Origin of the sequence: Nocardia sp. NPDC050408 (genome assembly GCF_044458905.1) — a bacterium.
In the GTDB taxonomy this organism is placed as follows: domain Bacteria; phylum Actinomycetota; class Actinomycetes; order Mycobacteriales; family Mycobacteriaceae; genus Nocardia.
On record NZ_JBITIL010000018.1, the window covers coordinates 81,851 to 97,251 of the forward strand.

Annotated in this window: 16 protein-coding genes and 1 pseudogene; 9 read left to right on the plus strand and 8 right to left on the minus strand. The window is 64.9% G+C overall.

The window, feature by feature from the left end; genetic code table 11:
* Nucleotides 1-302: 302 nt before the first annotated feature.
* The 3 genes from ACIBJI_RS34450 to ACIBJI_RS34460 all read left to right on the plus strand — a co-directional run bounded on the left by ACIBJI_RS34450 (nucleotide 303) and on the right by ACIBJI_RS34460 (nucleotide 2,825).
* Nucleotides 303-1,247 (plus strand): LysR family transcriptional regulator, encoded by a 945-nt coding sequence (locus tag ACIBJI_RS34450; protein WP_396959143.1) that lies wholly within the window; start codon nucleotides 303-305, stop codon nucleotides 1,245-1,247.
* A gap of 157 nt (nucleotides 1,248-1,404) precedes the next feature.
* Nucleotides 1,405-1,626, plus strand: a complete 222-nt coding sequence (locus ACIBJI_RS34455) for a ferredoxin (protein WP_327100374.1) — start codon at nucleotides 1,405-1,407, stop codon at nucleotides 1,624-1,626.
* Nucleotides 1,623-2,825, plus strand: coding sequence for an NAD(P)/FAD-dependent oxidoreductase (locus ACIBJI_RS34460; protein WP_397087445.1), 1,203 nt, complete (start codon nucleotides 1,623-1,625; stop codon nucleotides 2,823-2,825). The genes ACIBJI_RS34455 and ACIBJI_RS34460 overlap by 4 nt, the downstream gene beginning before the upstream one ends.
* 34 nt (nucleotides 2,826-2,859) lie before the next feature.
* Here ACIBJI_RS34460 and ACIBJI_RS34465 read toward each other — a convergent pair.
* The 8 genes and pseudogenes from ACIBJI_RS34465 to ACIBJI_RS34500 form a co-directional block, all read right to left on the minus strand.
* Nucleotides 2,860-3,240: pseudogene (locus ACIBJI_RS34465) on the minus strand (hypothetical protein); the annotation flags it as partial.
* 15 nt (nucleotides 3,241-3,255) lie between these two features.
* The gene (locus tag ACIBJI_RS34470) at nucleotides 3,256-4,236 is read right to left on the minus strand and encodes an alpha/beta hydrolase (RefSeq protein ID WP_397087447.1); all 981 of its coding nucleotides are present in this window, start codon (nucleotides 4,234-4,236) and stop codon (nucleotides 3,256-3,258) included.
* An 83-nt stretch (nucleotides 4,237-4,319) separates the two neighbouring features.
* Nucleotides 4,320-5,348, minus strand: coding sequence for a 4-hydroxy-2-oxovalerate aldolase (gene dmpG, locus ACIBJI_RS34475; RefSeq protein WP_327100377.1), 1,029 nt, complete (start codon nucleotides 5,346-5,348; stop codon nucleotides 4,320-4,322).
* Complete coding sequence (locus ACIBJI_RS34480; protein WP_397087449.1) at nucleotides 5,345-6,325, minus strand: acetaldehyde dehydrogenase (acetylating); 981 nt, start codon at nucleotides 6,323-6,325, stop codon at nucleotides 5,345-5,347. The genes dmpG and ACIBJI_RS34480 overlap by 4 nt, the downstream gene beginning before the upstream one ends.
* A complete protein-coding gene (locus tag ACIBJI_RS34485) occupies nucleotides 6,322-7,134 on the minus strand; it encodes a fumarylacetoacetate hydrolase family protein (protein WP_327100379.1) in 813 nt (270 codons plus the stop codon). Before ACIBJI_RS34485 ends, ACIBJI_RS34480 begins: the two co-directional genes overlap by 4 nt.
* A 36-nt stretch (nucleotides 7,135-7,170) precedes the next feature.
* Complete coding sequence (locus ACIBJI_RS34490) at nucleotides 7,171-8,001, minus strand: alpha/beta fold hydrolase (protein ID WP_397087452.1); 831 nt, start codon at nucleotides 7,999-8,001, stop codon at nucleotides 7,171-7,173.
* Nucleotides 7,998-8,936, minus strand: coding sequence for a 3-carboxyethylcatechol 2,3-dioxygenase (locus ACIBJI_RS34495; protein WP_327100381.1), 939 nt, complete (start codon nucleotides 8,934-8,936; stop codon nucleotides 7,998-8,000). The genes ACIBJI_RS34490 and ACIBJI_RS34495 overlap by 4 nt, the downstream gene beginning before the upstream one ends.
* A 34-nt stretch (nucleotides 8,937-8,970) precedes the next feature.
* On the minus strand, nucleotides 8,971-9,954 hold the full coding sequence (locus ACIBJI_RS34500; protein ID WP_396959128.1) for a zinc-binding dehydrogenase: 984 nt from the start codon (nucleotides 9,952-9,954) through the stop codon (nucleotides 8,971-8,973).
* 164 nt (nucleotides 9,955-10,118) lie between these two features.
* On the opposite strand from ACIBJI_RS34500, the gene ACIBJI_RS34505 reads away from it, so the two are divergent.
* Genes ACIBJI_RS34505 through ACIBJI_RS34530 form a run of 6 tightly spaced genes read left to right on the plus strand, consistent with a single transcriptional unit; the run spans nucleotide 10,119 to nucleotide 15,386 of the window.
* Entirely contained in the window at nucleotides 10,119-11,477 is a 1,359-nt protein-coding gene (locus ACIBJI_RS34505; protein WP_397087454.1) for an aromatic ring-hydroxylating dioxygenase subunit alpha, read from the plus strand.
* Entirely contained in the window at nucleotides 11,474-11,812 is a 339-nt protein-coding gene (locus ACIBJI_RS34510; RefSeq protein ID WP_397087456.1) for a non-heme iron oxygenase ferredoxin subunit, read from the plus strand. The genes ACIBJI_RS34505 and ACIBJI_RS34510 overlap by 4 nt, the downstream gene beginning before the upstream one ends.
* Nucleotides 11,809-13,023: an NAD(P)/FAD-dependent oxidoreductase gene (locus tag ACIBJI_RS34515; protein ID WP_396959126.1), complete on the plus strand. Its 1,215-nt coding sequence runs from the start codon at nucleotides 11,809-11,811 to the stop codon at nucleotides 13,021-13,023. The genes ACIBJI_RS34510 and ACIBJI_RS34515 overlap by 4 nt, the downstream gene beginning before the upstream one ends.
* A 59-nt stretch (nucleotides 13,024-13,082) precedes the next feature.
* Nucleotides 13,083-13,649 (plus strand): 3-phenylpropionate/cinnamic acid dioxygenase subunit beta, encoded by a 567-nt coding sequence (locus ACIBJI_RS34520; RefSeq protein ID WP_327100386.1) that lies wholly within the window; start codon nucleotides 13,083-13,085, stop codon nucleotides 13,647-13,649.
* A gap of 16 nt (nucleotides 13,650-13,665) precedes the next feature.
* Nucleotides 13,666-14,556, plus strand: a complete 891-nt coding sequence (locus tag ACIBJI_RS34525) for an alpha/beta fold hydrolase (RefSeq protein WP_397087457.1) — start codon at nucleotides 13,666-13,668, stop codon at nucleotides 14,554-14,556.
* Nucleotides 14,553-15,386, plus strand: coding sequence for an SDR family NAD(P)-dependent oxidoreductase (locus ACIBJI_RS34530; protein ID WP_327100387.1), 834 nt, complete (start codon nucleotides 14,553-14,555; stop codon nucleotides 15,384-15,386). The genes ACIBJI_RS34525 and ACIBJI_RS34530 overlap by 4 nt, the downstream gene beginning before the upstream one ends.
* The last annotated feature ends 15 nt before the right edge of the window (nucleotides 15,387-15,401 follow it).

Consider the following 15,401-nt stretch of genomic DNA (forward strand, 5'->3'; position numbering starts at 1 on the left):
GGAAGCTGGAGGCTCGCGGCGATGTCCGAGGCCAAGCCCGGCGCCTCGCTCAGCATTACGACCAGGGTCTCGCGTAATGTTCGCTGGTCTGACGGGTCTAACGGCGTCGAAGGATCAACGGCCTGTCGTTCAAGGGTTCTGGTCATCATCGACTCTCTTGCTCAGCGCGGCCGGTTGCTAATCGGCGAGGGGCCACTTCCCGATTACGTTAGGCCGACTCCCGTTTCGCTTCAAACAATGATTCGCGATAGTCATATATCAGCTTGGTTGATGTAACAGATTCGCGGCACTACAGTGCATGCATGGATCTGCGCCGCGTCGACCTCAATCTTCTCGTCGCGTTTGATGCGCTGATGGTCGACCGAAATGTAACTTCCGCGGCTAGCCGCCTGTCCGTCGGCCAGCCCGCAATGAGCGCTACCCTGAAGCGGCTTCGAAGACTCTTCGATGATCCGATTCTCGAGCGCCGAGGCAGGAACATGGTGGCCACTCCGCTTGCGGCGTCCCTTGTGAGTCCGGTCCGCCAGCTACTCGCGGATACGGAGCTGCTTCTGCGTTCACGCCGACACTTCGATCCGGCGACCGATGCGCGGATGTTCACAATCATGGCAAGTGAGTACAGCACGATCACCCTGCTTCATCCTCTGATGACCACCCTCCGCACCGACGCACCCAACGTCCGCATTCGCGTCGTGCCCGTCAGTGCAAGGATCGAAGAGCCTCTAGCAAACAGCGACCTCGACCTCGTACTCTCCCCGCCCGAGACGGTCAGCGCTGCGGAGATGAGATCGCTCGCGCACGAGCGCCTGTTCGTTGACACCTATGTCGTGGCACTCGACCGCAAGCATCCCGATGTCGGGGAGCAACTCACCCTTGAGCAGTTCAGTGATCTGCCCTATCTCGCGATCACATTCGGCGATACTTACGCCCTGGTCGAAGGTCAACTGGATCGACTCGGCGTCCCCCGCAGAACCGAAGTTGCCACCGGATTTGGCACTGCTCCATTCCTGCTGCAGGACACACGATTGATCATGCTTATGCCGAGCACTCCCGCCCGCATGGTTGCGCGTCGTGTCGGACTCCGCCTGCTCGAACCCCCCATCCCCTTGGGAGAGGTCTCCGAGGCGATGTATTGGCACCCCAGCTACACGGAGGAGTCTGGCCATCTCTGGCTGCGATCGAAGCTCCGCGACGCGGCTCAACAGGCTGGAGAATTCCGACGTACATCGAATTCTGATATCAAATAGATTGATTCTCTGTCATCGACGGACATAGCTTGTATCGATTTCATTCGGCACCATAAACTTTGCGGAACTGGGCGCTGGCCGTCCGGTGGGTTAGTCAGAGGTGCAAAGGAGCTCAGATGACCGTCGAACCTGCAGCCCGGATGGGCAGTGATTTCAAGTGACCGAGCAATTCGAAATCCATCTCGACACCACCCGCTGCCGGGCGTACGGAGTCTGTGTGAGTGTCATGCCCGAGGTGTTCGAGACACCCCCGGGTAGCCCCGTCGCAGTACTCAAGGTCCACGCCGTCGACGCGTCGGAGGAAGAGGATCTGGACGAAGCCATCCGCTATTGCCCCGCCCAGGCTCTCGCTAAGCGCCCTCTCGAGTCGATCTCATGACACCCCACGAAGGAATCCTCATCGTTGGAGGTTCTGCGGCCGGGTTGAGCGCCGCAGATGGGCTTCGAGAAGGCGGTTATCAGGGACCGGTCACCGTACTGAATGAGGAAACTCGCGCGCCCTACGATCGACCAACGGTCTCGAAGGGACTTCTGGTGGGCGAAGGAGCACCGGAATTCATGGACCTCCGAAGCACCGAGAGGCTCGAGGAAACCAACATCACGCTTCGGAGCGGGGAGACCGCCGTGGGGCTCGATATCGACCGCCACTATCTCATCACCATGAACGGCGAGCCGATGCCGTGGGAGTCGATCATCATCGCCACAGGCGCGCGAGCTCGTACAATTCGCACCACGGATGGCAAACCGCTTCCCGTGCTGCGAACGGCATCCGATCTGATCGCGCTTCGCGCTGCGTTGACGGTCCATCGGCGGATCGCCCTCGTCGGAGCCGGCTTCATCGGTCTTGAAGTCGCCAGCGGACTGGCCGAGAGCGGTGTCATCGTAGACGTGTTTGACAACAAGCGTCTTCCTCTCGAAGCGCTTATCGGCCCGGAAATCGCGGGATTTCTCCAAGAGCTCCATGCGAGCCACGGTGTGAATATGCACGGCGACATCACGCTGAGCGCGATCACCGGCGACGAAGGCGAGTACGTCCTGCACTTCAGTGACGGCTCATCGCATCAGACTCCCCTCGTCTTGGTTGGAATTGGAGTCGAACCGAACGTGGACTGGCTCGTCAACTCGGGCGTGGAGCTCAGCGACGGCGTCGTCACCGATGAGTTTGGACGCACAAACGTGGCGAATGTGTGGGCCGCAGGTGATGTCGCGGCACTCGAACACCCGCTCCTTGAGTCCCGGTCGCGGGTCGAGCACTGGACCCATGCCATCGAGCACGGCCGACGCGTTGGGCTCAACATCGCGCGAGGTGATCTGGTCCCATTCACCACTCCCCCATACTTCTGGAGCGATCAGTACGGGATGCGCTTCCACTCCTACGGCAGGCGCCGACCCGAAGACGATGTTGTCTTTGTTAAAGGATCGCCGAGCCAAGAAAACTTCCTGGCGCTATTCGGCTCTCACGGCGAATTCCACGGTCTCTTCTCCAACGGATACGAGCAGCTCCTCCGCCCCTACCGAAAGTTGCTCGAACGAGGAGCTTCTTTCGACGAAGCCTGCACGCACATAACAGCGAGATAGGTGGATTAGCTCTTCTGCCCCCCGCTTCGAGATTGATCACGATGCGTCGACTGAGATCCGAGCGCTCGGCCAGTTGGAGCTGACTGAGACCGACCTCGACCCGGAGCCGCTTCACGGGTTTATCCCTGTAATTGTCGTAGCCCGCGCCCCGAACGCGGACTGCGAGATCGAGCTCAACTGCAGAGACCTTCGCGATCGGGCGTCCCAAAATTATCCATCTGCACTTCGACCTTGAGATCCGTCTGACCGATGGTAGGGTCCTGGCCGCTGCGCTAGAGGAAACACCGAAACGCACGCAGACTGTTCGAATCGATTGCTCGCTGCCGGAGTGGCTGCACTGGAAGTGAGACGCACCGCTCGAACGCTTCCGGCTCTCGAAGGACTCAGACCCTCTTTCAATTTGGTTTTCCGTCATTTGACGAAACGCGTATCACCGAACCACTGGAACGTTCCGCTCAAGAAAGCGGATCTGGTCGCGAATCACTGTCTCGAACGGTTCCCCCACGTAGATATCGAAATGTCCTGCCCGGTAATGGCGGACCTCCCCGTGAACTGCCTGGGCGGCGTATCGATCGGTCTCCCCCGACGGCGTGACGCTGTCGCCATCGCAGATGCAGAAGAGGATCGGTGTACGAACATCTTTGGCGCGGCGGCCGGGTATGTACCGGGGCACTTGGAACATGACACGGGCCGGGACCTGGCTGCGCCAGTTCGTCAGGCCGGAATCCGCGATGAGCAAATCGAAACCAGGCTTCGAGTCGGGAGCTGTCATCACCGCGACTTCTCCGGGCTCCCCGACCACTTCGACTCGCACGGGCTCCTTGCCCCGTCGAGCTGCACACCAGTCCTGAACTGCGCGACCCATGAGTCTCAGAAGCGTGAAGAAGGGCATCCGCTTACCCGCTGCGAAGCCGTCCGTGAACGGGCACTGCGCAATCGTCGCCGCGATGCGCGGATCGTCGGCCGCGGTCACTGTGACGTGGCCGCCCGCGAACGAGGTTCCCCACAGAACGACGCGGTCGGGATCAGCCTCCGGCACTGTTCTGGCGTAGGCGACCGCACTTCGGTAGTCCTCGAGCTCGCGATCCACGTCGATCAGCTCACGTGGTTCGCCGCTGCTGGCACCAAAATGCCGGTAGTCGAATACGAGGCAGGCGTAGCCCCGTTTCACAAAACGCTCGGCGTATTTGTCGAGTCCCATCTCTTTGATGCCACCGAAACCGTGGGCCATGACGATGATGGGAACACGTGTGAAAACCGTTGCAACCGTCGGCAGGTAAAGCCATGCCTGACATTCGCCGTCACCCGAAAAGAAACGCACGTCTTGCCGCGCCGTGGTTGCCTCCGCCATATCGGCTCTCCTGAGTTCGTCGTTGATCTGCGCAGTCGTAGGCCCAGGTGAACAGTGCATTCATCCTGGGTGGGGCCAGGGGGCAGGGTGGCGATGGCCACCCCGGCCAGGAGCGGGGTGGGCCACCGGTGTTCGTCGGGAAATCAGCTTCCGGGCGTGAGCTGCTTTTCACCGACGAGATCGAGGGCGATATCGACGATCATGTCTTCCTGGCCGCCGACGAGCCGTCGACGACCGACCTCCAGAAGCAGGGTCCGAGCGTCGACGCCATAGCGCTGGGCGGCCAGCTCAGCGTGGCGGAGGAACGAGGAGTACACACCGCCGTAGCCGAGGGTGAGAGTTTCGCGGTCGACTTGGACCGGTCGGTCACGGAGCGGGCGCACGAGGTCGTCGGCGGCGTCCTGCAGGGCGAAGAGATCGCAGTTGTGTTGCCAACCTTTGATATTCGCGACCGCGATGAAAGGTTCGATCGGGCAGTTTCCCGCACCGGCCCCCTGGCCGGCGAGGGAGGCGTCGACGCGAGTGACACCCTCTTCCACGGCAACGGCGCTGTTGGCCACCGACAGCGACAGGTTTTCGTGGGCGTGGATGCCGATCTGGGTGTCGGCGTCGAGTACGTCGCGGTAGGCGCGGATGCGCTCCCGCACGTCGTCCATTGTCAGTCGGCCACCGGAGTCGGTGACGTAGACGCATTGTGCGCCATACGATTCCATCAGCTTGGCCTGGGCCGCTAGCTCCTTCGGCTCGGCCATATGACTCATCATCAGGAATCCGGACACGTCCATGCCGAGTTCCCGGGCGGTGCCGATGTGCTGGGCGGAGATGTCGGCCTCGGTGCAGTGGGTGGCGATCCGCACCGATCGCACCCCCAGGTCGTGGGCGCGCTTCAGTTCCGCGATGGTGCCGATGCCGGGCAGCAGCAGGGTGGTGAGCACGGCGTCGCCGATGTTGGCGGCGGCGGCCTCGATCCATTCCCAGTCGGTGTGGCTGCCGGGGCCGTAGTTGACCGAGCCGCCCGCGAGCCCGTCACCGTGGGCGACTTCGATGGCGTCGACGCCTGCGGCGGCCAGCGCCGCCACGATGGGGCCGACGTCAGCGGGGTCGATGCGGTGACGGATGGCATGCATGCCGTCACGGAGGGTGACGTCTTGGATGTAGAGCTGGCGGGTCATCGTGCAGCCTCCGTGGCGAGACGCGAATCAGCGTCGGCGGCAGTTGTTTTGCGTCGAGCGATGGACTCCGCGACGCGCAGCGCCGCGGAGGTCATGATGTCGAGGTTCCCGGCGTAGGCGGGCAGGTAGTGGGCCGCGCCTTCGACTTCGAGGAACACCGAAACCCGAGTGGTCACCGGCCCCGCACCGGCGGGCACCAAGGTGTTGACCGGCTCGTCCGCCGGAATTGGGGTGAACTGGACTTCCTGCTTGAGCCGGTAACCGGGCACGTATTGGGATACCCGGTCAGCCATTTCAGCGATCGAGGCCCGGATCGCGTCGTGGTCGGCGTCGCCGATGAGGCAGAAGACGGTGTCACGCATGATCAGCGGCGGTTCGGCTGGATTCAGGATGATAATCGCTTTGCCGCGCGCCGCTCCGCCGACGGTTTCGATGGCGTGGGAGGTGGTTTCGGTGAATTCGTCGATGTTCGCGCGGGTGCCGGGCCCGGCGGATTTCGACGAGATGGAAGCGACGATTTCCGCATAGTGCACCGGCGTGACAGCGGAGACTGCCGCGACCATGGGGATCGTCGCCTGTCCGCCGCAGGTGACCATGTTGACATTGCTCACCCCGGCGTCGAGGTGCTCGTCCAGGTTGACAGGCGGTACCACGAACGGGCCGATCGCGGCCGGGGTGAGGTCGATCAATGTCTTGCCGTACGGCGCAAGCTTTTTCGCGTTCGCGATGTGCGCCTTGGCCGAGGTCGCATCGAACACGATCTCGATGTCGTCGAAGCCGGGCAGGCTGGTCAGCCCGTCGACCCCCTCATGAGTCGCGGGCACCTTCAGACGCTTGGCCCGGGCCAGACCATCCGATTCGGGGTCGATGCCGACCATCGCCCCCACCTCGAGGGTGTCGGACAGGCGCAGGATCTTGATCATCAGATCGGTGCCGATATTGCCGGAGCCGATGATGGCCACCTTGGTCTTGGTCATTGCCCCTCCTTCGGGGAGAACGTGGCGGACACCGAACCGAGCGGGCCGATGTCGGCACGAATGCGGGTGCCGGGCGGGGCGGGAACCATGGGGCCGAGCGCACCGGAGAGGATGATCTGCCCGGCACGCAAGGGGTTTCCGTACTCGCGGGCGGTGCGAGCCAACCAGGCCAGGGCGTTGAGCGGGTCGCCGAGGCAGGCCGCGCCGGTCCCCTCGGACACGAGCTCGTCGTCGGCGTACATCCGCATGGTCACTTCGCGCGGGGTGAACTCGTCCAACGTGAGCCGCGTCTCGGCCAGCACGAACAGTCCGCTGGAAGCGTTGTCGGCCACGGTGTCGCTGATGGTGATGTCCCAGTCCGCGATGCGGGAGTCCACGATCTCGAGCGCGGCCACCGCGTAGTCCACCGCGGCGCGGATCTGTGCGTCGTCCAGTTCGCCTTCGGCCATATCCGATTTCAGCACGAAGGCGACCTCGGCCTCCGCCTTCGGCTGCAGCAGCTTCCGCGAAGGAATCTCGGCCGCACCGGAGACGTCCATGTCGGCGAGCAGCACGCCGAAGTCCGGCTGGTCGACACCGAGCTGCTGTTGCACCGCGGGAGATGTGAGTCCGATCTTCCGGCCGACGACGACACCGCCTGCCGCTTCACGGCGGCGAATCAGCTCTTCCTGAACGGCGTAGGCGAGTGCGATGTCGCCTACGCCGATCAGGTCACGCACCGGCGGGACCGGCCGCAGTTCGCGGATCGCGCCGGTGATGCGGTCGGCAGCCAATCCGACGATGTTCGCGTCGATTTCGGTTGTGCTCATGGTGGTTTCACGTCCTTCCGATAGCTGCCGGGCCGATCATGCCCGGGGCAAACCCGGGCTGCCAGTCAGCTGTTCCGCTGTGCGGTACGCCCGCCCGAAACGCCGAATCGAATTCTCGAGATGTGCCCCGACGAGGGCGTTGAACTCCTGCGGGTCCTCCACGTTTGCGAGATGCCCGCAGCCGACCAGAGTCCGCAGGATCGCGCCTGGCACCGCCTCGGCGACTCCGCGCACCAGCGACGGAGGCGTCACCCGATCCAGCTCGCCCGCCAGCACCAGGGTCGGCGCGGTGATGCGAGGCAGCAATATCGCGGCGTTGTGTGCGGCCAAAGCTTCGCAGCAGGCGGCATAGCCGGCGGGGTTCATCGTCGAGAGCGTCAGCAGTGACGACGTGTATACGTCGGGTGCGCGCCGGGCGAAACCCGGCGCGAAGCGCCGATCCGCGGTGCGGCGAACGATCTCGATGAGACCATGTGTGCGCACGTACAGCGCGCGGGACCGCCAAAAGTCGGAGTCGTAACTCGCTGCGGGACACGCGATCACAGCTCCGACCACCCGGTCTTGCCAGATTCCTGCCAGAGCCTGTGCGACCGCGCCACCGAAGCTGAGGCCCACCACAGAGAAGCGGTCCACGCCCAGCGCGTCCAGTAGCGTCACTACCTGATCCGCGAATCCCCGCACTGTGCAGCGGTCATCCGGGACCGCGGTGCGGCCGTGGCCGGGCAGGTCCACCGCAATCGTCCGGTAGTGGCGGCCGAACGCCTGCAGCTGGGGTTCCCACATCTCGAGGGTGGTGCCCAGCGATCCGAGGAACACGACCGCGGGTGCGCCGGTCAGGCCGTTGTCGCTGTAGTGCGGGTACTTCATCGACGCCGTGCCGTCGTTACCGCGAAGCCGGCGATCCAAGCCGGAATCGCCTCGTAGAAGCGGTGATTCATCTCGTACTCGCCACCGGCGGCGAGGGCCGCGTACGCCGCGATCCAGGTACGCACTTCGTGTGCGGAGCCGCCACCGTGCTCTGCCATACCCTCCACGGTCCAGTCGTCAAGTTCCGCGAGGGCGCCGGTTTGGAGCACGTCGAGCAGGTGATTGTCCCAATCCGGATTGATCGGGATCATCGTCGAGGTTCCGGCGACGTAGTCACGGCCAGCCTGCACGACTCGTTCCTCGCCCTTGGCACGCTGGACCGGCGTGGGCGGATGGCCTTCGATGAGTGCGTCGGCCACGCGCGGTGGTGCGCCATCCAGCACCGGCACGGGCGGATCATGGGAAAGCCCACCGGAGGCCAGGTATAGCACCCGGAGGCCGAGCTCGTTGGCCGTGTCGCCGATGGCGGTGCCCAGGGCCCGGATCCGGTGCACCGGACCCAGCGGCGTCGCCACCCCGTTGACGAACACCGGTACGACCGGCACCTCGGCGATTCCGCCGAACAGCATCTCCAACGGCTGGACGAAGCCGTGGTCGACGGTCATTCTCGACGACACGGTCAGATCGATGCCCCGATCGAGCACCCCTCGCGCGATGAGCTTGGCAGCACCGGAGTCCACTGACAGCGGCCCGGCGGTGGTGCCGAAATCGCCGACCGCGTGTGCCTCGGTGGCCAGGCAGAACGGCGGCATCTCCTTGTAGAAGAAGCCGTTGTAATGGTCGGGCGCGAAGAGCACCACAAGTTCCGGATCGAATGCCTGGATGAATTCTCTTGCGGCCGTGACGGCCTCGCCGACGCGGGCGAGTACATCCGGCTCGGGGTCGTTCTTGCCGATGAGTGGCGAATGGGACAGCCCCACAGCTGCTGCGGTCATGAGTGGTACCTCGGAGGTGAGTAGTGCCGGGCGGTCAATGCGCCGTAGCGGGAGGATTGATGACGACCTTGCCGGTGAGCTCGCCGTCGATCATGAGCTGGAAGCCCTTGTGAATATCGGTGAGCGGGAACGTCCGATCGATGACGGGGCGCACGCCGGTGGACTCCATCATGCGCAGCATGGATACCAATTCACCTCGGGTGCAGCCCGTGGAACCGAGAATGCGCTGCTGCAGATAGAAGATCCGTGCGAGATCGGCCGGCGGCTGGGCACCGCTGGTCGCCCCGGCAACGACGACCGCTCCGCCGGGCCGCAATGAGCGCAACGAGTGCTCCCACGTCGCCGCGCCAACGGTCTCGATGACAACGTCGACCTTTTCGGGCAGCCGCTCACCGCTCGGGACAGCCACGTGTGCACCCCACGCCAGAGCCTCGCGCCGCTTCGCGGCGCTGCGGCTGGTCGCGTAGACCACGGCACCCGCACCGACGGCGAGTTTGATTGCAGCAGAGGCGACTCCCCCGCCGGCGCCCTGCACGAGCACCCGGTCCCCCGCGCGAATGCCCGCCTTGGTGAACAACATCCGGTATGCGGTCGTCCACGCGACGGGCAGACAAGCCGCCTCCTCGAAGGACAGCCACGTCGGCTTCGGCACGAGGTTGCGTGTCGGAACGGTGAGGAATTCGGCGAACGTGCCGTCGTGAAGTTCCGACATCAACGCCCGGTTCGGGTCCAGCGTTTCGTCGCCATCGCCCGCGTCCGGATCAGCGATCACGGGGTGGACGATCACTTCGTTACCGGCGGCGTCGTAACCCGCCGCATCACAGCCGAGGATGATGGGCAGCCGTTCGGGTGGATGGCCGACACCGCGCAGTGTCCACAGATCGTGCATGTTCAGCGATGTCGCCACCACGCGGACGAGCGTCCACCCGGGCTTCGGGATCGGGACGGGAATATCGCGCACTACCAATCCTGAGAGCGGATCGGTAGCACTCTGTGCGATTGCCTGTGCTGCGAGCATGCCAGCCACGGTCGCGTGCGAGGCCCGTCGCTTCATAGCGCGCGTGCCGTCCAATGGAACGAGGTGGGAGGATCCAACATCACGGCTATCGTGCCCGGACGCATGTGCCGCCCTGCGGAACGTGCGGTGGAGATCGGCCCGGCCCGACCGCTTCCCTGGTACACATGACCTCCACCATCGAACCCGCCACCGGCCGCGAAGCCGCATGTGCCACGCCGTGTGGCGCATTGCGCCGCCCGGCCGCGCTGGTCCGCAACATCGATGTCTCGGGGCTGGTCGACAGCGACGCCGGCCTGCTGGATCGGGCCATATTCACCGACGAGCAGTTGTACCGGCAGGAGCTGAGGCGCGTCTTCGCTCCGAACTGGCTGTTCCTCGCGCACATCGACCAGTTCCACAAACCGGGCGATTTCTTCACCACCTACATGGGCGAGGACCCGGTCATCGTCACGATGGACAAGGACCGGCGCATCCGCGCCTACCTGAATTCCTGCCGCCACCGCGGTGCCCGTGTCTGCCGCGCCGATGAAGGGGCGACCCGCAACTTCACCTGCACCTATCACGGCTGGGCCTACGATCTCGACGGCAAGCTCGTCTCGATCCCGAACAAGGACGGCTATCCGGAATCGTTCGATACCAAGGACTGGGGCCTGGTCGAGGTGCCGCACGTAGAGACCTACCGCGGGCTGATCTTCGGCACCTGGAATCCCCAGCCCTCGCCGCTGCGTGACTATCTCGGCGATATGGCCTGGTATCTCGACGCCATGCTGGACCACGACGACGAAGGCACCGTGATCGTCGGCGGCGTGCACAAATGGGTGTTGGAGGGCAACTGGAAGCTGGCAGCCGAGCAGTTCGCCACCGACTGGTACCACGTCAACATGAGCCACGCCTCGGCGCTGATGGTGTTGTCCCCCACCAAGAATCCCAAGAACGAGATCGTGCACCGCACGGGTCGTCAGTTCCTCGATCCGAACGGGCACGGCGCGGGTTTCCCGGTGCATGCGAAGAACCGGTTCAACGCCCAGAAGGTCCACGAGTGGATCGACTATGACGCGCTGCGCGAGCGTCTCGGCGAGGCCCGGGTGGAGGGACCGCTCACCGATGGCCATGCCACGGTCTTCCCGAACTTCTCCTACCTGCCGGTGATCGGCACCATCCGCGTCTGGCATCCCAAGGGGCCCGACCGGATGGAGGTGTGGTCCTGGACCGTGGTCGACAAGTCGATGCCGCCGGAAGTGCGTGAGGCACAGCGGCTGTACAACCTGCGAACCTTCGGCCCCAGCGGCATCTTCGAGCAGGACGACGGTGAGAACTGGAGCGAGGTGCAGGCGATCTCGCACGGCTTCATCACCAACTCGGTGCCCCTGAACTACCAGATGGGGATCGGCTCCGAGCGAGAGGATGGCCGCCACCCCGGCACCACCAGCGAACTGTACAGCGACGCGGCTGGCCGGGCCTTCTACGGCCGCTGGCGCGACCTGATGAACACCCCGGCCTGGCACGAGAAGGAAACCCGATGAGCAGCAATGGAATCCGCGTCGCGGCATTGGACGAGATCCCGGTGGGCGAGGGTATCGCGATCGGCAAGGCCGTCACCGGCACCGACGACGACGTCGCGCTCCTGCGCGACGACGATGGCAGCGTCTACGCCCTCGATGACACCTGCCCGCACGAGATCGCGTCCCTCGCCGAAGGATGGGTGGAGGGCGGATTCGTGGAATGCCCAATGCATTCGAGCATGTTCTGTCTGAAAAGCGGCGAGGTGCAATGCCTCCCAGCTACCCGGGATGCGCGTCCGCACCGCGTCGAAGTCCGCGACGGCGAGGTCTACCTGTTCCCGAACGAGGCGCCATGATCGGCAGCGTCGTGATCGTCGGCGGCGGCATCGCGGGTGTCAGTACCGCCGCCTCACTCCGCACGGGGGGATTCGTCGGCGACGTCACTATCGTGGACACCGGTGAGTTTCCCTATGACCGGCCGCCGCTGTCCAAGGACTTCCTCAGCGGCGCCAAACAGCTCACCGAGATCGCATTGCAAACGCCGCAGTGGTATGACGACAACAAGATTCGACTAATTCCAGCAAGCAAGGTCACCGCATTGCACACTTCCACCGGTGAGGTGGAGCTGTTCGACGGCACGGCGATCACCGCCGACCGGGTCGTGCTCGCCACCGGCGGCAGTGCCGCTCGTCCCCCGATTCCAGACAGCACCAGCACCCGGGTACACGTGCTGCGCACAGCCGACGACGCGACGCGGCTGCGAGCCGCCTTGACGCCCGGCGCCCGGGTGCTGGTTGTCGGCGCGGGTTTGATCGGGGCCGAAGTCGCCTCCACCGCAGTCGATCTCGGATGCGAGGTCACACTCGTAGACCCGGTCCGCCCGCCGTTGACGGTAGCCGTCGGCGCCGAGATCGCCCAATGGATGCATGAGCAGCACAGCGCCCGCGGTATCCGCACCATACGTGCCGGTGTGCAGACGTTGCGCGACAACGCTTCCGGCATCGAGGCACTGCTGACCGGAACCGACCGGACCGACAACTTCGACGTGGTCGTCCTCGGTGTAGGTATGGCACCCGAGACCAGGCTCGCAGAGGCCGCCGGACTCGACGTCGACCGGGGCATCGTCGTCGACCACACGCAGACCACCTCCAATCCCGCAGTGCTCGCGGTCGGCGACCCCGCCCGCACCCGCCGCGACGGGGACCTGTCGCCACGCACCGAGCATTGGGAAGCCGCACAGCGTGACGGTCAGCGCGCCGCGGCGACCATCCTCGGCATCGCCGCGCCGGCCGACAGTGCCTCATGGTTCTGGACCGACCGCCACCACCGGCACATCGAGGTTGTCGGCGCGCTGGGCGGAGCCGAGCGCACCGTACTGCGCGGCGCACTCGGCGATCCCGCTTTCGCTGCCTTCGGCCTGGTCGGTGACCGGATCGTCGGTGCGGTCGGTGTCGACGATTCCGCGGCGGTCCGTGCGGCGCGCCGCCTCATCGATCGCGGAATCGCCGTGGATCCGGACCGGCTCGCGGACTCGTCGGTCGGGCTTCGAACACTACTGCGCGGATGATGTGCCGTTCTGCGGCACAACGGCTTCGGCGGTCTCCTGAAGAAGGATGGAATAACAGCGTGAGCACCACGACAGCGCAGTCGCTTGCCGGACAACGAGCAGACCGCGATATCCACTTCGAGGTCGAACAGTTCTACTACTTCGAGGCAGAGCTGCTCGACGACGGCCGGTTCACCGACTGGCTGGAGTTGCTCGCCGACGACCTCGACTACTGGATGCCCACCCGCACCAACCGGCTACGACGGCAGCAGGCCCTGTCGATCGCCGCGCGCGGTGAGGCCGCCTATTACGACGAGTCCAAGGAAAGCCTGGCCTGGCGCATCCGCCGTTTCGACTCAGGCATGGCATGGGCCGAGGACCCGCCCTCGCGCACCCGACACATGATCACCAATGTGGTTGTGCACCACGTCGATCCGAATGAGCACGCGGGCTTCACCGCCGACGACCTGCTCGTTCGGTCGGCATTCCTCGTCTACCGCAACCGGCTCGAACGCGAGGAGAACACCTTCGCGGGTGGGCGTACCGACATCCTGCGCCGCGACGAGGCCGGGCTGCGAGTGGCCCGCCGCACCATCCTGCTGGACCAGAACATCCTGCAGGCCAAGAACATATCCACCTTCTTCTAACGGGAGGAACCCGATCGTGTCCACCACAGAACTCGATACCACCGTGCAGCAGAACGACGTTCAGCTCACTCAGCACACCGTCGCGACCACGCTCGGTCCGATCGCCGTCGCCGAGGCGGGATCGGGCCCGGTGCTGGTCATGCTGCACGGCGGCGGCCCGGGGGCGTCCGGAGTCAGCAACTATCACCAGAACCTGGCCGCGCTGGCCACCCGCTTCCGCGTGATCCTGCCCGACCAGCCTGGATTCGGCGGCAGCTACCGGCCCGACGAGGCCGCGCTCGACGCGCGCTCGATCACGCAGATCACCGTCGACGCCCTCTTCCAGACCCTGGACTCGCTCGGCATCGACCGGTTCAATCTGCTCGGCAACAGCCTCGGCGGTGCGGCCGCGATCGCCATGGCGCAGTCGCAGCCCGAGCGGATCTCCGGTCTGGTGCTCATGGCCCCCGGCGGCGGCTGGCTGCCGTTCGGCCCTACTCCGACCGAGGGCCAGAAGGAGATGTTCCGCTACTACAACAGCGGCGGGCCCAGCGAGAAGAAGATGGCCAACTTCATCCGCACCATGGTCTTCGACCACAAACAGTTCGGTGCGGAGGTGATCAAGGCCCGCTACGAGGCGTCGCTGGACGACAGCCACATCGAGTTCTACCACCGATACAACGCCGCCTTCGCGAAACGCCACGGCATGGATCCGCTCTGGCGCGAACTGCACAAGATCAAGGCACCGACCCTGCTGCTGTGGGGCCGCGATGACCGGACGATCACCCTCGACGGCGCACAGATCATGCTCAAGAACATCCGCAACGTGCAGCTGCATGTCTTCGGCGACTGCGGGCATTGGGTACAGCTGGAACGCGCACGCGAATTCGAACGACTCGTCGGCGACTTCCTGGCGGATCTGGCATGAGCGGCTGGCTCGACGGCTACGTCGCACTCATCACCGGCGGCGGCTCCGGCATCGGTCGCGCCGTGGCGGAACGCTTTGTCGCCGAAGGCGCTTCGGTCACGATAGTTGGCCGGGACCTCGACCGGCTGAAGGAGGTATGCGCGAACTCGCCGGACCGATCCCGCATGCACGCCGTACAGGCCGATGTCCGCGATTCCGAGCAGCTCCACGCGGCCGTCGGCGAAACCGTGACCGAATTCGGCAAACTCGACACCCTGGTGACGAACGCCGGTATCTGGGACTACCAGCGCCAGCTCACCAGGCTGACCGCCGAGGAGCTGTCCGCCACCTTCGACGAGTTGTTCGCGATCAACGTCAAGGGCTACATGCTGGCCGCCGAGGCCGCCTGGCGCGAACTGGTGAAGACGCGCGGCAGCATCATCATGACCTTGTCCAACGCCTCTTTCTATGTCGCCGGAGGGGGACCGATCTACACGGCGAGCAAGCATGCCTGTCTGGGTCTGATGCGCGAACTCGCCTACGAACTGGCACCGAAGGTACGCGTCAACGGCGTCGCCTGCGGCGGCATGAACACCGACCTGCGCGGACCGGAATCCCTTGCCCTGCGCGATCGTTCGATAGCGACGTCGTTCGCCAAGCGGACCGCCGATACGCCGCCGCCCCCCATTCCGCTGCACGACTCCAGCACCGATCCCCGTGACTTCACCGGTTCCTATGTGCTGCTCGCGTCCCGTGAACAGAGCGGCCCCATCACCGGCCAGGCAATCGAGGTCGACGGTGGCATCCGAGTGCGCGGTTTCGCCAGCGCAGCCGGCGGCGACCACCTCTGACACGCCCGGCCGCGA